The sequence below is a fragment of the Neorhizobium vignae genome, from assembly GCF_000732195.1.
Lineage (GTDB): Bacteria > Pseudomonadota > Alphaproteobacteria > Rhizobiales > Rhizobiaceae > Neorhizobium > Neorhizobium vignae.
The window spans coordinates 145,213-169,901 of sequence record NZ_JNNU01000003.1 but is presented as its reverse complement, the minus strand read 5'-3'; the positions used below and the strand labels follow the sequence as shown (position 1 = coordinate 169,901).

Genomic DNA, 24,689 nt, shown 5'->3' with positions numbered 1-24,689 from the left:
GATCTAGCGTGGCTTGGGAAGCTGCTTCTTCAGCCCGAGAATTTCTCGCGCCTCACTGGCGGTGGCGATGGTGCCTCCGAGCTCTCTTAAAATGCGCACCGCCTTCTCCACGAGCACGGTGTTGCTGGCGGCGAGGACGCCTTTTTCCAGATAGATGTTATCCTCCAGGCCGACCCGAACGTGGCCCCCCAGAAGCCAGGCCTGCGCCAGCATCGAAAACTCCCAGCGCCCCACGCCAAAGGCCGCCCAATGAGCGTCTGTCGGCAGAAGCGATTTCATGTACATCAGCGTTTCCGGCGTGGCGATTGCCCCGTAACGCACTCCGAGCACGATCTGGAACAGCGCGGGTTCCGCCAGCCTGCCCTCCTGGAGGAACTGATTGGCGAGCTGGATGTCCCCCGTATCGAATACCTCGATCTCCGGCAGTACGCCGGCATCCCGAATGATCTCCGCCATGACCGCGAGATTGCGGGGCGTATTGATGACGACGGAAGAACCGGAATACATCGTATTGAAATCGAGACTGCAGATCTCGGGCCTCAGGAAAGCGATATGTTCGACCCGGCGCTCCGGTCGCATCAGCGTGGTCCCGGGCGCTGCGATGCGCGGTTCGTCTTCGCCGGGGACGAACCGCCCGCCAGGGCCGGTCGTAAGGTTGATGATCACGTCCTCGTCCGCAGCCCGCAGGCGCTCGACAACCTCGCGGTAGTGCTGCAATTCCATGCTGGGCCTGCCGTCCGGGTGCCTCACATGGATATGAACGATCGCAGCGCCCGCCCGTGCCGCATCGAGGCACGCATCGGCAATCTGCTCCGGAGTGACAGGCAGATAGGGGGTCTGATCGATCGTCGTGATATTGCCCGTGACGGCACAGCTTATGATGGTGGGATTGGCCAAGGCTTTTGTGTTCCTCGTTGAGCGTCATGCGCGCGGAAATCGCACTGTCCTGACGACATTGGCTCGCACCCGAAGCTGCGGATCACAATCGTAATCGCCGCGCGTTTCGCGAGAAGAAACGCCTGCCGGGGTGGGGAGTGTTTCGCAGGGAGAAACGAGACCGCAATTGGCTTCGCCCCTGGCAATGAGTGGCCTAGGGATCGGTATCGAAAGGTTGCCAGATGACACAACAGCGTCCCGATTTTACCGCATTCCGTGAACGACTGCTGACGCGCCAACGGATGTTCGGCACATTCCTCAAGCTTCCCACGACGCAGGTGGTCGAGATATTGGGCGCGATCGGCTACGATTTCGTGGTCATCGACCAGGAACATGCCGCGCTCGGACGCGACATAACCGATCTGATGATCCTTGCCGCTCGTGCATCGAATATCGCGCCCGTGGTGCGCATCGCCGAATTCAGCGAAGCAAACGTTCTGTCGGCACTCGATTCGGGCGCGATGGGGATCATGGTCCCGCATGTAAGCACGCTCGAAAAGGCTCGGGCAATCGCACGCAGCTGCCGGTATGCGGGAGGCAGCCGAGGTTTTGCCGGACTGACACGCGCGAGCAATTGGGGACGTATTGACGCGGGGCATCATATGTCGCTGCAGGACAGCCAGGTCGCCTGCATCGCCATGATCGAAGATTTCGAGGCCGTTGACCTGACGGCGGATATCGCCAGGGTAGATGGCATAGACGCATTGTTCATCGGCCGGGGAGATCTGACGGCAGCATACCGAGGCGATCCGCGGGCCAGCACAAAGGTGGCGGAAATAAGCAGGCAGATCGGGGCGGCGGCACGAGAGGCCGATATTCCGCTCATGATGCTGCCGACCAGCAAGGCTGACTTCGATTTCGCGGCCGAACTCGGTGCGAGTGCGATGTTGGTGTCGAGCGACCATGGCTTCATCCGATCGGCCGCCGCCGCCGCTCTCAGGGAATTTTCGGCTTAAATTCATCGTCAGCAGGTCTTTTAGGGAGGAAAAATGCCACTGATCGAAGTTCCGGAACTGGCAGTTCCAAGAGTAGCGCTCGTGACCGGCGGAAACAGCGGGATCGGGCGCGCGATCGCCGCGCGGCTCGCCCGTATGGGCACCACTATCGTCGTCGGCTACAAGAGCCGCCCGGAGATGGCCGCTGACGTCGTCCAAAGCCTTCATGGCAGCGGTCACATCGCCCTGCGCATCGCAATCGATGATCCGGCATCCGTCGCCGGGGCGGCCGGCGCCGTCGGGGAGAAATTCGGTAGCCTCGATGCCCTGATCAATTGCGGGGGTGCGACAACCCCGGTCGCGGCCAACGACCTCGAGGCGCTCACCGACGACATATTCGATCGCGCGGTAGCGATAAACCTCAGAGGTCCCTTCGCAATGGTTCGTGCATTCCGTCCGATGCTGGAGCAAGGCAACAACGCCGCCGTCGTCAATATCTCCTCCATTGCGGCCCGGACCGGTGTGGGAAGCAGCCTGGCCTACATTGCGGCGAAGGGCGGATTGGATGCGCTCACAATTGGGCTGGCCAAGGTGCTGGCACCCAAAGTTCGCGTTTTCTCCGTTTCGCCGGCGGGCGTCGATACCGATTTTGTTCCTCACCGCACCCGGGACCAGCTGCAAAAAGTCGCGGAACGACTTCCTCTCGCCAGGATCACCGCTCCCGACGATGTCGCGCGGGCAGTGACTGCCTGCATCGTCAACCTCACCAGTTCGACCGGAATCGTCATACCGGTCGACGAAGGCCGCCATCTGTAGCCGCTGAAGCCACAGAAACTTGAGGGGCGGCAGCGCCTTCTGGCGCTGCCTTCCCGCTGCTTCTGCGTGATTGGTCCATCGTCTGGCGAAACAGGTTGCCTGCGACATTGCCAGCGTCAGCCGGCTTTGTATTGTGAATGTCTGCGATCTGGCGAGGGTATTGCTCCGCTTGTTGAACAGACCAATAAGCGCGCATTATTGCAATTCGCATGAACAACTTTTGGATTGGAGCCTCGGATGAAGCTGAGCCAAGACGTTTTACTGGGACTCTTTTTCGTTGTTTTTGGCGTCGTGTCCGTTTCAGTTGCGATAAGTTATCCATTCGGCACATCAGGTCGGATGGGACCGGGTTATTTTCCTGTCATCATTTCGAGCTTGCTGGTGTTGACGGGTCTCCTCGTCCTCTTTCGTTCGCAATTCGTCCAGCCGGAAACACTGCCGGCCATTCGATGGAAGCCGCTCTTGCTGATCCCCGGTGCGGTGGTGGTTTTCGGGCTGGCGGTCGAGACCCTCGGCTTGCCGCTGGCCATTCTCCTTCTGACGACCATGACCGCGGCGACGAGCATCAAATTTCACCTCGGATGGCGGGCCATCGCAGGGTCTCTCGCCTTTGCCGCGCTCTGCTCCGTCGTCTTCATCGAACTGCTCGGCCTGCCCATCCCCATCGTGGGAAGCTGGCTGCGGGTTCCCGGTTTCTAACCGCTTTGCAGGAATGACATGGACATTTTCAATGGACTTCTCCTGGGGTTTTCGACGGCAACGACGTTGTCCAATTTCGCCTATTGTTTTGCGGGAGTGCTTCTTGGCACCGCGGTGGGTGTCCTGCCCGGCCTCGGGCCGATCGCGACGATCTCCATGCTCCTGCCGTTCACGTTCGGTCTGCCGGTCGATACGGCACTCATCATGCTGGCGGGCATCTTTTACGGATCGCAATATGGAGGTTCGACGACTGCGATCCTGATGAATCTTCCAGGAGAGGCTTCATCCGTCGTCACCACGCTCGACGGGCACCAGATGGCAAAGCAGGGCAAGGCCGGGCGCGCACTGGCGGCGGCCGCGATCGGCAGCTTCTTCGCCGGCACGGTGGGGACGCTTTTCATCGTGATAGCGGCGCCATTGCTGGCGAGCCTTGCCCTGACCTTCGGGCCTGCGGAATATTTCTCGCTGATCATGCTCGGCCTCATCACCTCGATGGTGCTGACCAGCGGATCGCTGCTGACAGCCTTCGGCATGGCGCTGTTCGGCATCATCCTCGGAATGATCGGAACCGACATCAATACAGGCGCCGCGCGGTATACGTTCGGGTCGCCTTACCTGCTCGACGGGCTGGATTTTGTCGTCGTCGCCACGGGCATATTCGGTCTGGGCGACGTCCTCATGAATCTGGAAAACGAGCGTTTGCGGGTGACCGGGGTCGCGCCCGTCAGCAGCCTGTTTCCGACGGCCGAGGACTGGCGCCGGATGTCCGCGCCGATCCTGCGCGGCACCGGTATCGGGGTCCTGTTGGGCGTATTGCCGGGCGCGGGCGTCCTGCTCGCGTCCTTCTCGGCATATGCGCTGGAGAAGAAGATCTCGAAGCATCCCGAGCAATTCGGCAAGGGTGCGATCGAGGGGGTAGCCGCGCCGGAGGCCGCGAACAACGCCGCAGCGCAAACCTGTTTCATACCGATGCTGACGCTCGGCCTTCCGGGAACCGCGACCATGGCACTGATGATTGGAGCTCTGGTCGTTCAGGGCGTCCAGCCCGGGCCGGAAATCCTGTCTCAGCAGCCTGCCCTGTTCTGGGGCCTGGTCGTGTCGATGTGGCTTGGCAACCTGATGTTGCTTTTCCTGAACCTTCCGCTCGTCGGGATGTGGGCAAAGCTGATCTCGGTGCCGTACCACTTCCTGTTCCCGACGATCTGCGTCTTCATGGCGATCGGCGTCTACAGCATCAACAACAGCGTTTTCGACGTATACATGATGGCGCTGTTCGGCGTGCTCGGTTATTTCTTCAAGAGGATGGGAGCAGAACCCGCGCCGCTCATCCTGGCCATGATCCTCGGTCCCATGGCGGAAGAATATCTGCGCCGGACGCTGCTGATCTCCCACGGAGATGCAAGCGTCTTCTTCACGAGCCCCCTCAGTCTCGGAACTCTGGTCGTCGCCGCCCTGCTACTCCTGTCGATCGTGTCGCCGCGCTTTCGCAAAGTGCGCGAGGAAGGGCTGCAGGAGGTCGACTGATCGGCACGGCACGGATCCATTACGCACCAACTTCCAGGAGACACTTATGCAACAGGACGACGGCACGCGCCTAAAGGCCCTTCTAGACCGCGAGGAACTATTCGATCTCGTGCGCCGCGAACGCTTTGCCCGGGACCAGCGCCGTTTTGACGTGATGAGCGCATGCTTCCATCGCGACGCCTTTATCCGCACGAGCTGGTACGAGGGACGCGGCGGCCAGGCCTATGTGGACGCCACGCGCGAGTGGATGAAGGCGACGGGCAACAGCAAGCACTGGGTGTTTCCCGCCTTTGCGCAAGTGACTGGGGACCGGGCAACGGTGGAAAGCCCGGCAATGATCTTCAACCGCGCGAGGCCTGACGGCGTCGAGATCGACCTTCATGTCTTCTGCCGGTTCTTCTCCCGCGCCGTGCGGGAGGCCGGCATCTGGAAGCTCCTCACCTTCGAGGTCCTGTTCGAAAGGGATGTCGCCAAGCCCGTCAACCCGGCGGAGACACTTCCCATCGACTGGTCCGTCCTGTCGACGATGCGTCCCTCCTACAAGTTCCTGGCATATATCCAGCACACGCGCGGGGTGACGGTAAAATCCGATCTGCTGGGCGACGATCGACCGGACAAACTCGGCGCTTTTCACGAGGGCGAGGAACGCTGGCTTGCCGGCGCAGAATGACGGCCATCAGGGCTTGCGATCGCGCGGATCATTCCAAGCAGCGGAATGGTCTCAGTCAGAGGTTCGCGATCGCAATCCGGCACGATAGTGTTGCGCCTATAGAACTCGATTCAACGGGTGGGAGGAGACGTGTAATGAACAGGCGGGAATTTATCGTATTGGGCGGGACAGCTGCCATGCTGGCGTCCAGAGGAATTGCGCTGGCCGACAGTTGGCCGAGCAAATCGGTGGTGGTGATCTCGGCCTATCCTCCGGGAGGCACCAGTGACATTATAGCCCGGCTGGTCGCCGACGCCTTGACGGCCAAATACGGCCAGCAATTCGTCATCGAGAACCACGCGGGCGCAGCCGGGGCGCTGGCCGGCGGCAGGCTTGCGCGCGCTGCGCCCGATGGCTACACGATCATGATCAGCGGCAGCGCACCGATCGCGGCCAACAAGGTGGTGCAAAAAAACCTTGCATACGATCCGCAGGTGGACTTCACACCGATCTCGATTGTCGCTGAAAGCCCGGCGCTGCTCAGCTCAAGTGCTTCGGCTCCGGCGAAATCCGTCCAGGAACTCATCGCCTATGCAAGGGCAAACCCTGGAAAGTTGAATATCGGAAATCCGGGCGCGGGGACCAAGGGGCACATAGCCGCGGCCATCATCGGGCAGATGGCCGGCGTGCAGATCAACCATATTCCCTATAAGGGTTCGCCGCCGCTGCTGGCCGATCTGCTGGGCGGACATATCCACTTCGCGCTCGACGCCCCGTCCAACTATCTCCCCCATATCCGCGAGGGGAAAATTCGCGGGCTTGCGGTTACCTCGGCCAAGCGAATTCCGGAACTGCCCGAGGTGCAGACCGTCGCGGAACAGGGCCTCAACGGCTACGATCAAACCCTCTGGTTCGGTGCTGTCGGCCCGAAGGGGATGCCGAAGGAGATCGTCAGTAAGATCCACACAGCCATCAAGGAGTGGAGCGATACGCCGGCAGCACAAAAGAAATTTGCGTCGCTCGGATTGACCCCCGTGGTCAATTCGCCTGACGAAATGGCCGGCTCGATCGAACGCGAGATCCGGTCGATCGAGCCGCTGGTCAAGGCCGGGCTGGTCGAACCGACCTGAACTACTGACGCATTAGGGGCTTATGGTGTCGCGGCCGCTATCACTTGGTCCGCGACACCTCGGCGGGACTTGGAGATGCGGGCATAGGGATGGAATTGAGCTGGATGAACGAGTGCCTCACTCTTAATATCAATGGGCAGGTGCATGAGCTGGACGTGCCCTCGACTGCGCCGCTCCTGGACGTGCTGCGCAATCACCTGGGACTAAAAGGCAGCCGGTATGGCTGCGGGTTGGAGCAATGCGGCGCCTGCATGGTTCTGATCGACGGCGTTGCCGCCTATTCCTGCAGCCGGGAAATCGGCACGCTTTCCGGCCGCACGATCACCACGGTCGAAGGCTTGGGCTCGGCGGATGCGTTGCATCCGCTGCAGCAGGCATTCCTCGACGAGCAGGCGGGACAATGCGGTTATTGCCTATCGGGCATTCTCATCGCCGCAAAGGCTTTCCTCGATCGCAATGCCGACCCGACGCGGACCGAAATCGCCGCCGCGCTCGACGCAAATCTCTGCCGCTGCGGCTCCCACCCCCGCATTGTGCGTGCCGTGCTGAAGGCGGCAGCCGACATGCGTGACAAGGAAGCCCGATGACCGCTCTTACCTTCAGCCTGAAGGACAATCCCCGGCTCGACCGCTGGCTTCGCTTTCAGGACGACCAGACGGTGCGTATCAGTACCGGCAAGGTGGAACTCGGCCAGGGCGTGCTGACGGCGCTTGCGCAGATCGCCGCGGAGGAACTGGATCTTCGCATAGACCAAGTGCGGATGATGTCCGGCAACAGCGTCGAGGGTCCGGGCGAAGGGTATACCGCCTCAAGCTGGTCCATCGAGCATTCCGGTGCTGCGATAAGGCTTGTCGCAGCGGAAGTCCGTGCACTTGCCCTGGCGCGGGCGGCGTTGCGCTTGAACGCGGCGCCCGACGAGCTGACCGTCGCGGACGGCGCCTTCTTGAAGAACGGTGCGCCGAGCGGCATCGACTACTGGAACATTGCCGGAGAACTCGACCTTTCTGCCGAAGCGACCGGCACGGTTGCGCCGAAACCCCAAAGCGCCCACCGCCTCGTCGGCAGATCTGTCCCACGGCTGGATCTGCCTGCAAAACTCACCGGATCCGGCTTCATTCAGGACATGATGCTTCCAGGATTGCTGCACGCGCGGACATTGCGTCAGCCCGGGCCGCACGCGGCGCTTCTCCAACTGGATGAGAAGATCATCCGGCGCAGAGCGGGAGGCGACGTTCGCATCGTTCGCCTCAACAATTTCGTGGCATTCGTCGGCACCGACGAGATCGCGGTCCGCGCTGCCGCCGTCGCTGCAACAGAATGCGCCCTCTGGGATAACGCCCTCAGTCTCTCACCCGAACAGGCGACGCCAGACTGGGTCGCCTCCCAGCCCTCGGACGATCGTCTCATGGGTGATGCTCCGCCGCAGCTTTCGACGGATCGTATCTGCGCGCGCTTCACTCGCCCGTTCCTTTCGCACGGCTCCATTGCGCCCTCCTGCGCGATCGCGCTCTACCGTGACGGCGTCCTTACCGTCTGGTCCCATGCACAGGGCATGCATCCGCTACGGGAGAATATCGCAAGGACGGCCGGATTTTCTCTCGACGCGGTTGCCTGCCATCATGTCCAGGGTGCCGGCTGTTATGGCCACAACGGTGCCGACGACGCCGCCTTGGACGCCGCTCTCGTGGCGCTCGCACTGCCCGATCAGCCGATCCGCCTCATGTGGCGGCGGGAAGAGGAATTCGGCTACGAGCCCCTCTCCTCGGCCATGTCCGTCACCGTCCATGCAGGACTGGACGGGGCCGGCCGGCCCGTCGACTGGACCACGGAAATCTGGAGTGCCACCCATGGCCAGCGGCCCGGTGTCGGCGGCGCCAGTCTGCTTGCCGCCCACGCCATGAAGACGCCGCCACCTGACCGCAAGCCCTTCGACATTCCGCTTGAACGCGGCGGCGGAGCTGCCCGCAACGGCATTCCCCTTTACGACATCGGCCCGAAGTGGATCGAACTGCATCTGATCCACGACGTGCCGGTACGGACCTCGTCACTGCGTGGCCTCGGCGCGACATTGAACGTCTTCGCCATCGAAGGCCTTCTCGATGATCTGGCCGGGCGCATCGGCGAGGATCCCGTTGCATACCGGCTGGCCATCCTTTCCGACCCTCGCGCCCGTCGCGTCCTCGAAAAAGCGGCGGCGATGGCGAACTGGTCATCCCGTGAGGCCGGAGGTGACGGAAGCGGACTGGGTATCGGCCTCGCCCGCTACAAGAATTCTTCGGCCTATGCGGCGGTCGTCGCTGCCGTCGAGGTGGACGAGGCAGTGAGGGTCACGGATGTCTGGTGCGCCGTCGATGCCGGGCTCGCCATCAATCCCGACGGAATTCTCAACCAGATCGAAGGCAATATCGTCCAGGCCATCAGCTGGACGCTGATCGAGGAGGTCCGCTTCGGCCCGCAGGGTATCGCGACGCTCGACTGGGAAAGTTATCCGGTGATCCGCTTTTCGCAAATACCCGAGATTCGCGTCGAGCTTGTCGAGGCCAGCGAATACCCGCCGCTCGGCGTCGGTGAATGCGCAGGTGGGCCAACGGCAGCCGCCATCGGCAATGCGGTCGCCCATGCCCTGGGCACCCGTATCCATCACATGCCGATGACCCGCGATCGGATCATGACAGGCCTGATGGCTTGACCAGACGGCCGGCGACGCTGGTTGGATGCCCCGCGGCAGGTCTGTCAGGCTCGGAACGCTTCTGATCGCATCAAACAAGGAGAGTGATTGAAAATGACGGATCTATCTGCAGTTTCGGGCAGGATAGCGAACCGGACGGGCGAATTGATACTGTTTTACAGTCCCGGGTCCTGTTCGCTGGCGTCGCACATCGCCCTTGAGGAAACCGGCAAACCGTTCAGGCCGGTCAAGACGCTACTCTCCGAAAACCAGCATCTGACCCCGGAATACCTGGCAATCAATCCCCGCGCCAAGGTGCCGGCCCTCATTGCGCCGGATGGCAGGGTGATCACCGAGAACACCGCGATATTGACGTTCATTGCCTTGACCAGTCCGGACGCTGGCCTGTTTCCGGCGGACATCCTCGACCAGACGCTGTGCATTTCCCAGATGGCCTGGTTTTCAAATACGCCTCATATCTTCCAGAGAGCGAAATTCAGGCCTTACAGATTCGTCGATCGAAAAGAAATTCATGACGACATCCGCAGCAAGGCGGTGTCTTCCTATTGGGAGAGCATGCAGGAGATAGATGGGCTGATTGCCGACAAACAGTGGATCATGGGCGACCGGTATACGGTCGTTGATCCCTATGCCCTCGTCTTCTACGGCTGGGGAAGGAGCAATGGGCTGCCTATGGAAACCCTGGAGAATTTCACGCGGCATCACAACCAGATGCGGGAGCGGGCAGCCGTTAGGGCGGTGCTGGAGCGGGAGGATAACCCCCATTTCAAGTAGCTTTTAAGCGACGTGAACCCGCGTTAATCCTCGCCCGCGGCAAATGAGACAAAGAACTGGTCGGCGAGCTTTTTCGATGTTGCCTGCACCAATCTGCTGCCCAGCGCCGCAACCTTTCCGCCGATGTCCGCGTCGGCGCTATAGGACAGGATGGTGGTATCACCATCCTGCGCGAGCCTGACAACGCAGTCTCCCTTGGCGAAACCGGCGATGCCGCCGTTTCCCTTTCCTATTATTCGGCAGCTCTCCGGCGCCTCGATATCGATGATCTCGACGGTGGCCGCAAAGGTTGCGGAAACCGGGCCTATCTTGAGCACGACTTTGGCGTCGAAACTGTTCTCGGCCGTCTGCGTCAGTTCCTTGCACCCTGGAATGCAACGGCGCAGGACATCGGGATCGAAGAGCCTCGCCCACACGTCGTCACGCGGCCCTTCCAGCCGGTATTTTCCAGTGATTTCCATAACGATATCGCTCTTCGCCGCGCAAGCGACGAACCCCTGTGTTCGATGATGATTGGGGCGGTGGACTGCGGGCTCAGACCGCGCAGTATCGCTCCTGAATGTCCTTGTCCGCCAGAAGTGTTGCCGCGTCGCTGCGATAGACGATCTCGCCCTGGTCGACGATAACTGCCCGGTCCGCAAGCTTCAGCGCCCATTCGACATTCTGCTCGACGAGGAGCAGCGTCGTCCCCTCCTCCCGCAGCCGCCTGAACAGTGCGCCCATCTCCTCGACCAGCACGGGCATGATGCCTTCCGATGGCTCGTCGAGCAGGATCATCCTCGGCCGGGCAATCATGGCGCGGGCTATCGCCAACATCTGCTGCTCGCCCCCCGACATCGTTACACCTTCCTGATGCAACCGCTCCTTCAGGCGTGGGAAGCTGCGGGCGATCTCGTCGATCGCGGCCGCTTCGTCGATCCGCTTGCGGTCGGCGACGAGCCCCAGCTGCAGGTTTTCCAGTACTGTCAGCCCACGCACGATACGACGTTCTTCCGGAACATAGGCGAGGCCGCGGACATAGCGGTCGTGGGCCTTCAGCCGGGATATGTCTTCGCCGTTGAACCGGATGGCGCCGGTGGTGCGCGGCATGAGCCCCATGATCGAGCGGATGATGCTCGTCTTGCCCGCGCCGTTGCGGCCGACAAGCGCGACGATCTCGCCCGGTTCCACCGCGAACGATACACCGTGGAGCACATGGCTCGCGCCATACCAGCCGTTCAGGCCTTCGATTTCAAGCATAGCCATCATTTTGTCCCAGGTAGACGCGACGAACCTCGGAGTTCGCCTGGATTTCCTTCGGTGTCCCGTCGGCCAGCAACTGGCCATGGTGAAGTACGAGCACGCGGTCGCTGAGGCCGAGGATCATCTTCATCTTGTGCTCGACCAGCAGGATCGTGCGTTGGGCCGCCAGCTTCTCTATCAGCGCGACCATCTCGCGCGTCTCTTCCGGCCCCATCCCGGCAGTCGGCTCATCGAGCAGAAGAAGCGCCGGATCGGCCACAAGGGCGATAGCGATTTCCAGCGCACGCTGCTGTCCGTGCGCCAGGAATTTGGCCGGCGCCGCCGCCCGCGCCGACAACCCGACCGATGCGAGCATTGCCGAGGCCCTGTCCTGGCTATCGCTGTCGGCACTGCGGTCCGCCCAGATGTTCATGCGGGAGCGGAAAGCCTGTGCGGCGACACGGACGTTCTCAAGGACGGAAAGGTTGGGGAAGATGTTGGTGATCTGGTACGAGCGAGAGATGCCGCGGTGCACATAGTCGTGCTGTGGCACGCCCGCCATATCCGTGCCACGAAACCGAAGCGTTCCGCTGGAAGGTGCCAGGGCGCCGGACAGGATGTTGAAGAATGTGCTCTTGCCGGCACCGTTCGGTCCGATGATGGCGGTGATCTGGCCTTCCTGGAAATCGGCCGTGACGTCCTTCAGTGCGACCAGTCCGCCGAACTGCTTGCCGATATTGGTGACGCTCATGATGGGTGCGCTCATCGGCTTTTGCCCCAGGATATCAAGGTGCCCCAGATGCCCTTCGGCAGATAGAGGACAAAGAGGATGAAGATCACGCCGACAATGAGCTGCCAGTTGGATGTCCAGAGCGAGAAGATGTCCTCCATCGAAAGAAACGCCAAGGCGCCGATAAAGGGACCGAAGAAGCTGCCGGCGCCGCCGAGCAGCGTCATCATCACGATCAGACCAGACGTATGGTAGTGGAGCGAATCCAGGGGCACGATCGAAAGATGCATCGCCGACAGCGTGCCAGCGAGCCCGCAGAGGATGCCTGAAAGGATGAACGACAACAGCTTGGTTCGTTCGACATCATAGCCGCAGGCGCGCGCCCGCGTCTCGTTTTCGCGGATCGCCTCGATCACTGCGCCGAAAGGTGAATTCAGTACCCTCGACACGAACCAGAGCGCCGCCGCGACCACGATCATGATCGCGTAATATTTCACGAGGGGATCGAGGAAATTTACCGAGAAACCGGGAAGGTGCAGCGTGCTGACCGTAAAGCCACGCAGGCCATTTTCGCCGCCGGTCCAGGATGAGGCCTGCAGCGCCGCATAGTAGACGAGCTGTGCCAGCGCAAGCGTCACCATTGAGAAATAGATCCCACGTGTGCGAATGGCGAGCATCCCCATGACCGTCGCAAGCAGGCCCGAAACCAGCACGCCGATCAGCATCGCGATGAACCAGTGGACGCCGAAAGCACCGATCGCGATACCCGTCGCATAGGCTCCGGCCCCGAAGAAGGCCGCATGACCGAAGGAAAGCAGGCCGGTGTAACCGAAGAGCAGGTTGTAGCCGACCGCGACGAGGCCGTAGATCAAGACGTTGACCGCCAGCGCCTGCGAGGGCAGCACCCAGGGCATGATGCAGAGCGCCAGGATTGAAAGCGGCACCCGCCAGCGGCTGACATTGGAAAACAGTGTGGCCAAGCTACGGCGGGCGGGCGCCGGGACAAGTTCCGCATTTCTGATGAAGGACATGGCGGTCTCCCTAGAGTCCAGACGCGGCGCGGCCATAAAGGCCGTTCGGACGCACCAGCAGAATGAAGGCCATCAGCGCGAACATGACGATCGTCGCCATTTCCGGGGCAAAGAGCGATGTCATGCTGACCGAGACGCCGACGATGAGCCCGGCAATGACGGCGCCGGGAAGCGAGCCCATGCCGCCGATGACCGTCACCACGAAGGCCTCGGCCAACACAAGCGTGCCCATTTCCGGACTGACATTGCGCATCGGTGCAGCAAGCACACCGCCGAGTGCGGTGATGCCGACCCCGATACCGAACACGACCAGCCACAATCTGCTGATATCGACGCCCAGCACGCGCATGATCAGCGGATCGGCGGAACCTGCCCTGACGATCAGGCCGAATTTCGTCTTTTCGAGGCCGATCCACAGCAGCAGCAGGACGGCGACAACCACGCCGATGACGAAAAGCCGGTAGAGCGGAAAAAAGCCGATACCGAGGTTCACCATGCCGCGAAGGGCTGCCGGCGTGGAGAATGGAATGCCGTCGGTGCCGAAGAGGATCCGTACCGCCTCGACCAGCACGTAGCCGAGGCCGAAGGTTAGGAGCAGCGGATCGTCCGGCGAGCGGCCATAGAGTGGACGGATGAGGAAACGCTCGATCAGCATGCCGAACAGGCCGATCATGACCGGCGCGATCAGGAGAGCCCACCAGAAGCTCCCCGTCAGGCCGGCCACGTAGAGCCCCGCATAGGCTCCCACCATGAACAACGCGCCATGCGCGAAGTTCACGATGCCGAGCATGCCGAAGATGATCGACAGGCCGAGCGCAACCATGATCAGGACCGCGCCGAGCGCAAGACCCGAAAACAGCTGCATTGCAATCAATTGGACAGTCATGACCTCATCCGTCCCAGGTATCAGCTCTTGAAGCCAAGTTCGGAGCAGGTTCGCAACACGCTCTCCGACGCAGGTTCCGCGGCGACGATCTTGAAGAGATCGGCATCCGATTTCATCGCCTTTTTCGCTTTGGATTCCAGGACGAGTACCGATTGCATCGACTGGTGGTCGCACTTGCGGTAGGACTGCTCTCCCTTGGCGATATCATATTTCAGCGCTTCCAGAGCCGCGATGACCTTCTGTGGCTCCGTCCCGCCCGCCTTTTCGATGGCCATCAACAGGGAAGCGACGCCGGTATAGCCGTAGGCTCCATAGTCGGTCGGGATCGTGCCCTTGTACATGGCTCTGAAGGCGTCGTTGAACGACTTTGCGGAAGGCATGGTTTCTTCCAGGCCCCAGTAATAGTTCGCGCCGCCGGTGACGCCCTCGAAGACTTCGGGATCGACCGCAAGCCGCTGGTTGTGCAGCAGCACCGGCACGACGATCTTCATCTGGTCCTTCACGCCGAAATCCACCGCCTGCTTGATGGAATTGGCCTGGTCGCGGCCGAAATTGCAGATGCAGAGAATGTCGGCGCCTGATGACAGGATGGTCGGGATGAAGGTCGAATAGTCCGCCGCGCCGAACGGGTGCAGGATTTCGCTGACTGTTTGCGCACCGATTTCCTTGGCCGCCCGCTTGAAACCGCGCAGCATCTCGTGACCGTAGGCATAGTCGGCAACAAGATAGGCGACCTTCGAACCCTTCTTGAAACTGTGCCTGGCGACAACCGCGGTCGTCATCGTCGGATTCAGCGCCTCATGGAACGTATAGGGGCTGAAATCCTTCTCGTTGATGGTATCCGACTGGCTGATGGAAATGTACAGCATGCTGCGGGCACGGGTCACCTCGTTGACCGCAAGCTGCACGGCGCTCGAAAGTGCGCCGACCACGGCATGGACCTTGTCCTTTTCGATCAGTTCGAGCGTGCGGGTGGCGGCTTCGCCGGCATTCAGCTTGTCGTCACGCACCAGGAGCTCGACCTTGCGGCCGGCAATCCCGCCCTTGTCGTTGGCGAGCTTTACGGCAAGCTGGGCGCTGCGCACCTGGTCGTTGGCCTCGGCTGCGAACGGGCCGGTCAAGGGCGTCGGAAACCCGATGCGGATGGTTTCTGCCTGCGCTCGCGCAATCCATGGCATCGAAAGTGTTCCGGCCACACCGGCCAACCCGATAAGGGCTGCACGGCGGCCGATCGGCCTTGAAGCCAGCGTCTCAATTCCGTTTGTCATCCTGTCCTCCTCCTGACATCGGATCGTTCCTGCGTTCAGATCGTGCCGAGCGCCTTCAATATGCGCGTCGGCGTCATCGGTATCTGCGTCAACACCGCGCCGTGACCCACAAGCGCATCGTTGACGGCATTCATCGCGGCAGCGGAAGCCGCCGCCGTCCCTGCTTCGCCACAGCCCTTTGCACCGAGTTCGGTGTCCCGGGTCGGCGTTTCGACGTGGGAAATCTCGATATCGGGCATCTCGCAGGCCATCGGCACCAGGTAGTCGGCAAGCGAACCATTGGTGAGCTGACCTTCCTCGTTGTAGAGGCATTCCTCGAAAAAGGCCGCGCCCAGTCCCTGCACCACGCCGCCTCGCACCTGTTCGTCCACCAGCAGCGGATTGATGATGCGGCCGCAATCCTCGACCACCCAATGCTTGAGGATCTTCACGAAACCGGTCTCCGCGTCCACTTCCACCAGGCAGCTCTGGGCCCCGTTCGTGAATGCGAACGGATAACCCTGCGGCGCATAGTGATGCACGACGGAAAGCTGCGCCTGCGTTTCGGGCGGCAGCGTGTCGGACCGGAAGAAGGCGACGCGTGCGACTTCCGCCAGGCTGATGCGCTGCTGGCCCGTAACCGTCTCGACGATCCAGTCCGCGCGGATATCAAGCTCGCCGGGTTGCGCCTGCAGGATGAGGCCTGCAACGGCGAGCAGATTTGCTTTCAGCTTGCGCGCCGCCTGCAGCGCCGTTTCACCGCCGATGCCCGCCCCACGGCAGGCCCAGGTGGCGCCCCCATGGGGCGTCGTATCCGTGTCGCCGGTCATCACCCGCACTTTTTCACGATCGATGCCGAGCTGGTCCGCGACGATCTGACCGATGATGGTCTCCGTCCCCTGCCCCTGTTCGGTCACGGAAATCGAGCAATGCACCTCACCGGACGGCGTGAGCTTGAGGATGGCTCCGTCTTGCGCGGAAATCCGCGCGCCGCCGACACCATAAAAAGCCGGGCTCGGATTGGTGATCTCTACGAAAAGGGCGATACCGATGCCGCGCAGGATACCTTTTTCCCGCAGACCTGCCTGCTCCACGCGAAGAGCGTCATAATTCATCATCGACTTCAGCCGCGCGAGACAGACCTGGTGGGAGAGCTTTTCGAACTGGTACCCGGTCGGCGATGTACGGGGATAGCTGCTGTCCGGAATGAGATTGCGTTCACGGATTTCAAACGGATCGAGGCTGAGTTCGCGCGCCGCAGCATCGACCAGGCATTCCGTCACCGCGCAGGCAATCGGATGCCCGACCGCGCGATACTGGCTGGTCTGCACCTTGTTCTGGAACACGACCGAAAGATTGGCGCGATAGGAAGAGAAGTCATAAGGGGCGCCCATCAGCCGGATGACCTGGTTTCCCTCGACCGCGCTGGTGCGCGGATAGCTCGAAAAGGCGCCGATCGCGGTTACGTCGTCCACGTCCATCGCGGTGATGCGGCCGTCCCGGTCGAGGGCAAGACGTCCGGTTACCCGGTGGTCGCGGGCATGAATATCCGAGACGAAGGATTCCATCCGGTCGGCGACGTATTTGATGGGGCGACCGAGCAGGATCGACGCCCCGACGACCGCCATCTCCTCGTGATAGACATGCAGTTTCATTCCGAACGAACCGCCGATATCCGGCGCGATGACGCGCACATTGGCTTCCGGAATGCCGTAGTGGCGGGAATAGACATCCTGGAACTGATAGGGCGTCTGGGTCGCATGGTGGGCGGTCAGCCGGTTCTCGCTCGGATCGTAGTCGGCAACGATCGCGCGCGGTTCGAGTGTCACCGCCGTGTGCCGGCCGAAAATGAAGCTCTGCTCGACCGCCGTGTCCGCTGCATCGAATGCCTCCTCGACACCTCCGCTGTCGAGTTTCGTGGCAAAGCAGATATTGTCGGCGAGCTCTTTCGACATCGCCGCCGCAGACATGGCATCGACCGGGTCCGCCAGCGCCGGGAGCTCCTCGATATCGACGATTACCAGCTCGGCCGCATCTTCGGCGACCGCCCGGCTGTCGGCGATGATGAGAACGACCGGCTGCCCTGACCACATCACCTTTTCAAGAGGTAGCGGCACTTGCGGCGGAGACTTCATATTGGTGAAATGCTCGAGCGTTCCGGTCCAGGGCGCGCAGATCGATGCCAGGTCCTCGCCCGTGAAAACCGCGCGAACGCCGGAGAGGGCCTTTGCCTCCTCGATATCGATCGAAACAATTTTTCCATGCGCATAGGGGCTGCGAACGAAAGCCGCATGCAGCATGCGCGGCAGCACGAGATCGGTCACGTACCGCCCCCGTCCTTCGAGCAGGCGCTTTGCATTCGGTCGCGATACCGAGCGGCCGATATAGGAGTTAGGCCTGTCGATGGAGCCGGCGAACGCGTTCATGCCTCCTCCTTTTCCATATGCTGCCGACGCAGTCTCGCCGTCGTTTCGATCGCATCGACGATCGATTCGTAACCGGTACAGCGGCAGTAGTTTCCAGAGAGCGCGTCACGGATACTGTCGCGATCGAGCTCATCCCCGGAAGCCAGAACCCCGTAGGCGCTCACCAGCATGCCCGCAGTGCAGAAGCCGCATTGCAATGCATTGCGCTCATGAAACGCCTTCTGAAGGTCGTCGATCGCTCTGCGATGGGTCAGGCCTTCGACCGTCTCGACGGCGCAGCCATCGGCCTGCACCGCAAACATCAGGCAGGCATGCACCGGCCGGTCGTCCAGCAAGACCAGGCAGGCGCCGCAGACACCCATTTCGCAACCCGTGTGGGTGCCGGTGAGCTGGATGTCCTGCCGCAGGAAATCGGCAAGCGTGGTGCGCGGTGCAACCAGCGCCTCGATTGTCTCGCCGTTCACGGCCAACGAAATCGTCACCTTGCCGCTCATACGTTCGCCTCCAGTCGACCGAGCAGCCTTCCGAGCAGCACCCTTGCAAGATGCCGGCGCATCTCTGGAGGCGTGTGCTCGTCGCCGACCGGATCAAGCTCAGTGCCGAGCACGTCCTGTGCCTGCCGGATCGCCTGCGGCGTCAACTGCCGCCCGGTCAGCGCGGCTTCGACCGCACCCACCCTGACCGGCGTCGAACCCACCGAAAGGAAGGCGATCCGCATGCGCTCGACAAAACCGCCCTGCATTTCCGCATCGATGCCCGCGCCGACGATCGCGTAATCGCCGCGCCGGCGGGCCAGTTCGTCGAAGGCTGTCCGGGTCTTTGCGCTAGCCAGGGGTACGTATACCGCGGTGATGATCTCGCCGGGCTGAAGCGCCGTTTCATAGAGATCGATGAAGAAATCCCCGGCGCCGACGCGGCGGCTGCCTTCAACGGAGGCAATTTCAATGATCGCATCGAGCGCAAGCGCCATGGCGGGAAATTCCGATGCGGGATCGGCGAGCGCCAGACTGCCGCCGAATGTGCCCTTGTTGCGGATCGCCGGGTGCGCCACGAAGGGAGCCGCCCTTGCAAGCAACGGCGCATGTTCCCGTACGAGATCCGAGCCGAGAATTTCGCAGTGGCGGGTGGTTGCGCCGATGCGCAGATGACCGCCGGCGACAGAAAGGCCGCGCAGTTCGTCCAGGCGAGCGATATCGATGAGAAGGCCGGGGGCTTGCAGCCGAAGCGCAAGCGCCGGGACGAGACTCTGCCCTCCCGCAATATAGCTCGCGTCACCATCGGCGCGGACGAAAGCTTCCAATGCCTCCTGCACGCATTTCGGGCGCATGTAATCGAAAGCCCTCGCCTTCACCGGCTCCTCCCCCGTGGCGCTGCGGATTTGTGACCACTTGGTTACAATATTTCGCAGGTCGATCCGCCGGTCAAGAAAAATAACCAACTGGTCTCAAATAAAATTACCACTTGGTCTCAAACGCCTGTCGCGGTATCGCTATGCGAAATGGGTTGCCGGTGACTCGGCGACGGCATGGCAGATCAGGGCAGGCATGACGGATCAGCAGAAGAGCCTTGAACGCGAAGGTGGCGGAGAAAAACCGCGGCGTCCCAAACAATACATGCGGGCGAACGAGCGCGAACAGTTCATCCTGGAAGAGGCCGTCCGCTTCTTCGCCGAGCATGGCTTCGAGGGCCAGACCCGCGAACTCGCCAAGCGCATCGGCATCACCCATTCGGCGATCTACCGGCATTTTCCCAGCAAGGAAGCCTTGATCGAGCGGGTCTACGAACATGTTTATCTCAGCCGCTGGGACGATAGCTGGGCCGGCCTCATCATCGACCGCGGCCGATCGCTGGAAAGCCGGCTGACGGAATTCTATCTGCGATATGTGGAGCGAGTCTTCCACTACGACTGGGTCCGGATCTTCGTCTTTTCCGGCCTCAAAACCTTCGACATCACGACGCGTTATCTCGACATCGTGCGCCGGCAGATCGTCGAGCCTGCCTGCCTCGAATTCCGCCACGAGCTGGGCCTGCCGGGCCCGGACGAGGCGCCGCTTTCCGAGCGGGAGACCGAATTGTTCTGGGGTCTCCACGGCCGCATCTTCTATCTGGCGATCCGTCGGTTCGTATATGCGACGCCCACCCCGGAATCTCTGGACGACATCGTCCGCGACGGCGTCAGAAGCTTCATGCTCGGTGGCCCCGCAATCGCAAGGGCGATCGTCCGACCGAAACCCTAGCGCGCATTCGCCTGAACCGCCCCGACCCCATGATCTCAGCGGTTCCGTCGCGTCCCCTTAATGTGCGCCGAGCATGGCGCGGCGGATCTCGTCATGAGCGATCTCGCCGTCCGAACGCTTGAACTCCCGTTGAATGCTGCCATGGGCCAGCACATAGGCGCGCGACGACACGTCGATCGCCTGGAAGAAGCTCTGCTCCGCCATCAGGATCGTCATGTTGCTCTTCTCGCGCAGCTGGGTGATGGCATTCAGCACGTCACGCACGACGATCGGCGCCAGGCCGACCGAGGGTTCGTCGATGATGATGATCTTCGGCGCCGTCATCAGCGAACGGGCGATCGCCAGCAGTTGCTGCTGCCCGCCGCTCATGGTCGAAGCGATCTGCCTGCGGCGCTCCAGAAGCAGCGGAAAGGTCTCGAAACAGTAGGCGAGGTTCTGCTTCATCCGGTCGCGGACCAGGGGATTGCTGCCCGCGAGCTTGAGATTGTCTTCGACCGAGATGTTGGGCACGAGGCGGCGTCCTTCCGGGACGATCGACAGGCCGAGGCGGACGATCTCGTGCGGTTGAAGTTTCGTGAGGTCGGTGTTCTTGCCGTTCCATTCGAGCACGATCCGACCCGCGCTTGCCCGCACGAAACCAAGGATGCAGTTGAGCAGCGTGCTCTTGCCGTTGCCGTTCATGCCCAGCAGCGCGACCATCTCGCTTTCGTTCAGTTCCAGCGAGACCTTTCGCAGGACGGAGACGGCGCCGTAACCGGCCGACAGGTTTTCAATAATCAGCCTATTCACCGAAATATACCTTCTGAACGAGCGGATGTTCGGCGATCTCGGACGACGTGCCGGATGCGATCAGCCGGCCGGTCTCGAAGCAGACAACCCGTTCCGAGAAACGCATTACCGCATGCATGATGTGTTCGATCATGATTACCGCGACGCCTGACCGGTTGAGCGCGAAAAGGATCGCCAGGACCTCGTCGATCTCCTCTTCGGACAAGCCCGCCATCGCCTCGTCGGCGATCAGGACCTTTGGATTTCCGACAAGCGCGCGCGCCAGCTCCAGCTTGCGCAATTCCAGCTGGGTCAGCTTTTCGGACGGATCCGAGACGCGGGCCGACAGCCCGACGCTTGCAAGCACCGAACTTGCCCGGTCATGCTTGCTGCCCTCAATATGGCAGTAATCGAGGGGGACGAGGAGGTTTTCAAACACCGTCATGCCGGTGAAGGGCCGCGGGATCTGGAAACTGCGCGCAATGCCCATCCGCGCGCGCTTGTGCGCCTGGAGATGCGAGATGTCCCGGCCTTCGAAAAACACCGATCCACCGTCGGGGCGGTAGACGCCGGTGATGCAGTTGATGAGCGTCGTTTTGCCGGAACCGTTCGGGCCGATGATGCCGAGCCGCTCGCCGGCGCCGACATCGAGATCGACGGGACCGAGCGCGCGGAACGATCCGAACCGTTTTTCGACGCCCTTGAGGGAAAGAACCGGCTCCGTCATGGTCTTGCCCTGCCTTTATTGCGGCCGAAGAGATCCGAAATGCCCCCCGGAGCAAAGGCCACGAAGGCGATCAGGACCGCGCCGACGAAGAGAATGTTGAGTTCGGAGGATATGGTGACAGTGGCGATCTGCTGTACCGAGGCGAGCAGAAGAGCGCCGATCACCGGGCCGACCCAGGTTCGGGTGCCGCCGATCAGCGGCATGGCGATGGCGTTCAAACCGATGATCAGGCTGAAGGCCGTGACCGGTTCGACGAAGGACGTGTAGAACGGATAGGGCGCGCCGGCCGCGGCAAGCACCGCGCCGCTCAGGGCGCAGGCGACCAGCTTGAGCCGAAGCGTCGGCACGCCGGAACATTCGGCGGCGTCCTCGCTTGCCCGCACCGCCCTTAGGCCACGGCCGATCCAGGAGATTTCCACCCAGCGGGCGAGCGCAACGCTGGCGACCGCGATCACCACCATGACGGTGAAATTGTATTGCGACGGCCCGGGGCTCCAGGCAGGCGGCCGCGGACCGTAGACGGCCATGCCGCTCGCCCCGCCGAGCCCGGAGATATTGTGCACGATGGTTTCGAGGACGACGACGAGGCCGAGCGTGGCGATGGCGAAATAGACGCCCTGGATCCGCAATGTCAGGTAACCCATCAGCACGCCGAGAATGGCGCCGACAATCGCCGCGGCCAGGATGCAGAGCGGCAGCGGCAGGCCGAATGTGGTGAACAGGAAGGCCGAGAGATAGACGCCGGCGCCGAAGAAACCGGCCGCGCCGAAATTGATATAGCCGGCGTAACCGCCAAGAATGTTCCAACCGGTGGCGATCGTCACATATTGGAGGACCACGTAGCCCGCAAAGAAATAGAACGGGTTCCTGAGCAGCCACGGCATCAGGAAACCTAACGCAAGCACGATGATGACGCCCGCGAGGAAGAGGAGGGAATTCTTTTTCATCGCGCAGCTCCGAACAGGCCCTGCGGGCGGAGGGCGAGGCCCAGCAGCAGGATCGCAAAGGCGACGCCGGGGGACCAGGAGGGATTGAGGTAGCTGGAGACGAGCGCTTCGGCGATACCGATGATGATGGCGATCACCAGGCTGCCGGGAATGGACCCCATGCCGGCGAGCACCACGATCGCGAAGACGCGGCCGATCTGGAAACGCCCGGCAAAGGGCTCGATCGGGCCGACCATGATCAGGGCGGCTCCGGCGATGACGGCGGTCGCTGTGGCGATGCCGAAAGCGTGCCGCTTGACGGAGGCGGGATTGAGGCCGGCGATCGAAAGCGCCCGCTCCTCATGGGCCACAGCGCGGATTGCCGTGCCGGAACTGGTGCGGCTGAGATAAAGCCACACGGCGGCGATCGTCACGGGAGCGAGAAGCGCGGGGATCAGCAGCCGATAGGGGACGGTAAGGATGCCGATCTTGAGGCTTGAGCCGATATAGGAAACGCTGACCGACTTGAGCTCGGAACCGAAGCCGAGCGACAACAGGATCTCGATCACCAGCGAAAGGCCGAAGAACAGCGTCAGGCTCTGCAGCACGTTCGCGCCGCCCTTGCGTTCGAAAACAGCCGAATAAAAGGCGTAGAGCACAACCCCGAGAAGATAGAAGGGCACAAGGCCGATCACCGCCGCGACGATCGGATCGAGCCCCCATTGGGTCAGCGTATAGACGAAAAACGCGCCGGCGACGACAAGCGTCGGATGGGCGATATTGGGAATGTGGAGAATGCCGAAGGTGATCCCGAGCCCCAGGGCGAGCGATGCATAAACGCTCCCCAGCAGAATGCCCGTCACGATGGCGTTCAGCAGAATGTCGATCGATAACATTGATAGGGCCCTTGAGCCGGCCTTGCACCGGCTCTCTGGATCGGTTGAAGGATTAGCTGGCGCGCGCCTTGTTGTAAGGCGCCGCGAGATCGCCTGTCTTCAGGGATGGCGGGTCGAGGATGACCTGGTGGCCCGGATTGCGGAACTGTTCGAGATCGTTGCCCTTGATGCCGCGCAGCTGCACCATCAGGACGCGGCGCTCCTTCCAGTCGCCGATCTCGTTGAAGGCGATCTTGCCGGCGATGGTATCGACGGCATTGGCATGCAGGAAGGCCGCCATCTTGGCCGGATCGACCGATTTCGAACCGGTGATCGCGGCCGCCGCCAGCTGGCCGGCGACATAATAGAAGGGCGGAATGTAAAAACCGAGCGGATCGACACCCTGCTTGACGGCAATCGGCGTGTAGCGGTCGAAAAAGCTCTTGATCGCCGGCGTCTGCATGGTGGGCTCCGGAACGAAGGTATGCGAGTTCACGAGCCCGTTGAGTTCGGGACCGAGCGAACCGAGCAGCGCGCCGTATTGCGGGCCGATCATGGCGCCGCCGAAGAGTTTCACCTTGTCGGAAATGCCGATTTCCTTGACGCCGCGGATGATCGCCGTGCTGTCGGCCGGATAGGAGGCGATGAAGATCGCCTCGGGGTCCCCGGCATTGATGTTGCGGATCATCGAAGAGAAGTCGGACGTGTTCGGCGGGTAGCTCTGATTGAACACGACCTCCATGCCGTATTCCTTGGCGACTTCCGCGCCGCCCTTCGCGGCGTTTTTCGAAAATTCCAGGTCGGCATTGATGATGGCGATCTTCTTGACCCCTTGCGCCTTGGCCAGGTCGAAGAAGCCACGGGCCCAATCCCGTCCGGAGTTCGGTCCCCACGGGCCGCTGTGGAAGAACTTGTCGTGCTTGGCGACATCGTTGCCGGCAAGGCCGAACATGCCGATCATGAACAGGTCGCGCTGCTTGATGAAGGGCATGACCGGCGCGGAAAGGTTGGCGCCATAAGGCGAAAACAGCACGTCGCAGGCGTCCACATCGACGAGCTTCGAATAGATCGCCGGCACGTTGGCGGCACTGCTCTGGTCGTCGTAGATCACCAGTTCGACCTTGCGGTCGAGAAGCCCGCCTGCCGCGTTGACGTCGTCGCGCCAGAGCTCGTACCCGATCTGGCCGTTCTTGGTGCTCGCCAGCGGACCGGTCAGCGACACGCTCGCGCCGACCCGGATGGGCTTGTCCTGCGCAAAGACCTTGCTCCCGAAGATTGCAGGGGCGGCAAGACCCGCAGCCGTTACCGCCACGAGCTTGTGAAACTGGCGCCTTGTCTTCATAGCTTTTCCCTCCCAAGAAAAATTCGCTAGACGAATAAATATTCGCATAACGATAGGCGGCAGGTCTTGCGCTTGTCAATCCCGTGTGCGAACGAAATGCCGTGTAGCAGGAGAAATTCCG

At 61.8% G+C, this 24,689-nt stretch carries 25 protein-coding genes; 10 read left to right on the top strand and 15 right to left on the bottom strand.

Features of this window, described 5'->3' with window-relative positions; translation table 11 throughout:
- Positions 1-3: 3 nt before the first annotated feature.
- The gene (locus GQ59_RS05420; protein WP_037078541.1) at positions 4-897 is read right to left on the bottom strand and encodes a beta-keto acid cleavage family enzyme; all 894 of its coding nucleotides are present in this window, start codon (positions 895-897) and stop codon (positions 4-6) included.
- A 221-nt stretch (positions 898-1,118) separates the two neighbouring features.
- Between GQ59_RS05420 and GQ59_RS05415 the strand changes: the two genes are divergently transcribed.
- The 9 genes from GQ59_RS05415 (at position 1,119) to GQ59_RS05375 (ending at position 10,152) form a co-directional block, all read left to right on the top strand.
- Positions 1,119-1,892: an HpcH/HpaI aldolase family protein gene (locus GQ59_RS05415; RefSeq protein WP_037078540.1), complete on the top strand. Its 774-nt coding sequence runs from the start codon at positions 1,119-1,121 to the stop codon at positions 1,890-1,892.
- Positions 1,893-1,925: 33 nt separating this feature from the next.
- On the top strand, positions 1,926-2,687 hold the full coding sequence (locus GQ59_RS05410; protein ID WP_152564237.1) for an SDR family NAD(P)-dependent oxidoreductase: 762 nt from the start codon (positions 1,926-1,928) through the stop codon (positions 2,685-2,687).
- Between the two features lie 237 nt (positions 2,688-2,924).
- Entirely contained in the window at positions 2,925-3,386 is a 462-nt protein-coding gene (locus tag GQ59_RS05405) for a tripartite tricarboxylate transporter TctB family protein (RefSeq protein ID WP_084683047.1), read from the top strand.
- An 18-nt stretch (positions 3,387-3,404) separates the two neighbouring features.
- On the top strand, positions 3,405-4,910 hold the full coding sequence (locus GQ59_RS05400; RefSeq protein ID WP_037078538.1) for a tripartite tricarboxylate transporter permease: 1,506 nt from the start codon (positions 3,405-3,407) through the stop codon (positions 4,908-4,910).
- A 46-nt stretch (positions 4,911-4,956) separates the two neighbouring features.
- Positions 4,957-5,580, top strand: coding sequence for a nuclear transport factor 2 family protein (locus tag GQ59_RS05395; protein ID WP_037078536.1), 624 nt, complete (start codon positions 4,957-4,959; stop codon positions 5,578-5,580).
- Positions 5,581-5,714: 134 nt separating this feature from the next.
- Entirely contained in the window at positions 5,715-6,689 is a 975-nt protein-coding gene (locus tag GQ59_RS05390; RefSeq protein WP_051903805.1) for a Bug family tripartite tricarboxylate transporter substrate binding protein, read from the top strand.
- Between the two features lie 89 nt (positions 6,690-6,778).
- Complete coding sequence (locus GQ59_RS05385; RefSeq protein ID WP_244447907.1) at positions 6,779-7,276, top strand: (2Fe-2S)-binding protein; 498 nt, start codon at positions 6,779-6,781, stop codon at positions 7,274-7,276.
- Complete coding sequence (locus tag GQ59_RS05380) at positions 7,273-9,378, top strand: molybdopterin cofactor-binding domain-containing protein (protein ID WP_037078535.1); 2,106 nt, start codon at positions 7,273-7,275, stop codon at positions 9,376-9,378. The genes GQ59_RS05385 and GQ59_RS05380 overlap by 4 nt, the downstream gene beginning before the upstream one ends.
- Before the next feature lie 93 nt (positions 9,379-9,471).
- Positions 9,472-10,152: a glutathione S-transferase family protein gene (locus GQ59_RS05375; RefSeq protein ID WP_051903804.1), complete on the top strand. Its 681-nt coding sequence runs from the start codon at positions 9,472-9,474 to the stop codon at positions 10,150-10,152.
- Positions 10,153-10,175: 23 nt separating this feature from the next.
- Here GQ59_RS05375 and GQ59_RS05370 read toward each other — a convergent pair whose 3' ends face one another.
- The 9 genes from GQ59_RS05370 to GQ59_RS05330 form a co-directional block, all read right to left on the bottom strand.
- Positions 10,176-10,613, bottom strand: a complete 438-nt coding sequence (locus tag GQ59_RS05370; RefSeq protein ID WP_037078532.1) for an SRPBCC family protein — start codon at positions 10,611-10,613, stop codon at positions 10,176-10,178.
- Positions 10,614-10,686: 73 nt separating this feature from the next.
- Positions 10,687-11,391 (bottom strand): ABC transporter ATP-binding protein, encoded by a 705-nt coding sequence (locus GQ59_RS05365; RefSeq protein WP_037079126.1) that lies wholly within the window; start codon positions 11,389-11,391, stop codon positions 10,687-10,689.
- On the bottom strand, positions 11,384-12,139 hold the full coding sequence (locus tag GQ59_RS05360) for an ABC transporter ATP-binding protein (protein ID WP_037078529.1): 756 nt from the start codon (positions 12,137-12,139) through the stop codon (positions 11,384-11,386). Before GQ59_RS05360 ends, GQ59_RS05365 begins: the two co-directional genes overlap by 8 nt.
- A complete protein-coding gene (locus GQ59_RS05355; protein WP_037078527.1) occupies positions 12,136-13,134 on the bottom strand; it encodes a branched-chain amino acid ABC transporter permease in 999 nt (332 codons plus the stop codon). The genes GQ59_RS05360 and GQ59_RS05355 overlap by 4 nt, the downstream gene beginning before the upstream one ends.
- A 10-nt stretch (positions 13,135-13,144) precedes the next feature.
- Positions 13,145-14,020, bottom strand: a complete 876-nt coding sequence (locus GQ59_RS05350; RefSeq protein ID WP_037078524.1) for a branched-chain amino acid ABC transporter permease — start codon at positions 14,018-14,020, stop codon at positions 13,145-13,147.
- Positions 14,021-14,040: 20 nt separating this feature from the next.
- Complete coding sequence (locus GQ59_RS05345) at positions 14,041-15,288, bottom strand: ABC transporter substrate-binding protein (protein WP_037078521.1); 1,248 nt, start codon at positions 15,286-15,288, stop codon at positions 14,041-14,043.
- Positions 15,289-15,323: 35 nt separating this feature from the next.
- Positions 15,324-17,693 carry a xanthine dehydrogenase family protein molybdopterin-binding subunit gene (locus tag GQ59_RS05340; RefSeq protein ID WP_037078518.1) on the bottom strand — a complete coding sequence of 790 codons (2,370 nt, stop codon included), beginning with the start codon at positions 17,691-17,693 and terminating at the stop codon, positions 15,324-15,326.
- Entirely contained in the window at positions 17,690-18,187 is a 498-nt protein-coding gene (locus GQ59_RS05335; RefSeq protein WP_037078515.1) for a (2Fe-2S)-binding protein, read from the bottom strand. The genes GQ59_RS05340 and GQ59_RS05335 overlap by 4 nt, the downstream gene beginning before the upstream one ends.
- Positions 18,184-19,044 carry an FAD binding domain-containing protein gene (locus GQ59_RS05330; RefSeq protein ID WP_037078513.1) on the bottom strand — a complete coding sequence of 287 codons (861 nt, stop codon included), beginning with the start codon at positions 19,042-19,044 and terminating at the stop codon, positions 18,184-18,186. Before GQ59_RS05330 ends, GQ59_RS05335 begins: the two co-directional genes overlap by 4 nt.
- 262 nt (positions 19,045-19,306) lie before the next feature.
- Between GQ59_RS05330 and GQ59_RS05325 the strand changes: the two genes are divergently transcribed.
- Positions 19,307-19,930: a TetR/AcrR family transcriptional regulator gene (locus tag GQ59_RS05325; RefSeq protein WP_037078511.1), complete on the top strand. Its 624-nt coding sequence runs from the start codon at positions 19,307-19,309 to the stop codon at positions 19,928-19,930.
- A gap of 57 nt (positions 19,931-19,987) precedes the next feature.
- Here the strand turns inward: GQ59_RS05325 and GQ59_RS05320 are convergent, their stop codons facing one another.
- From GQ59_RS05320 to GQ59_RS05300, 5 genes are read right to left on the bottom strand one after another with little or no spacing between them, the layout of a single operon-like run.
- Positions 19,988-20,719, bottom strand: coding sequence for an ABC transporter ATP-binding protein (locus GQ59_RS05320; RefSeq protein WP_051903803.1), 732 nt, complete (start codon positions 20,717-20,719; stop codon positions 19,988-19,990).
- Positions 20,712-21,425 (bottom strand): ABC transporter ATP-binding protein, encoded by a 714-nt coding sequence (locus GQ59_RS05315; RefSeq protein WP_037078510.1) that lies wholly within the window; start codon positions 21,423-21,425, stop codon positions 20,712-20,714. Before GQ59_RS05315 ends, GQ59_RS05320 begins: the two co-directional genes overlap by 8 nt.
- The gene (locus GQ59_RS05310) at positions 21,422-22,372 is read right to left on the bottom strand and encodes a branched-chain amino acid ABC transporter permease (RefSeq protein WP_037078508.1); all 951 of its coding nucleotides are present in this window, start codon (positions 22,370-22,372) and stop codon (positions 21,422-21,424) included. The genes GQ59_RS05315 and GQ59_RS05310 overlap by 4 nt, the downstream gene beginning before the upstream one ends.
- Positions 22,369-23,247 (bottom strand): branched-chain amino acid ABC transporter permease, encoded by an 879-nt coding sequence (locus GQ59_RS05305; RefSeq protein WP_037078507.1) that lies wholly within the window; start codon positions 23,245-23,247, stop codon positions 22,369-22,371. Before GQ59_RS05305 ends, GQ59_RS05310 begins: the two co-directional genes overlap by 4 nt.
- Before the next feature lie 52 nt (positions 23,248-23,299).
- The gene (locus GQ59_RS05300) at positions 23,300-24,568 is read right to left on the bottom strand and encodes an amino acid ABC transporter substrate-binding protein (RefSeq protein WP_037078505.1); all 1,269 of its coding nucleotides are present in this window, start codon (positions 24,566-24,568) and stop codon (positions 23,300-23,302) included.
- Positions 24,569-24,689: the final 121 nt, after the last annotated feature.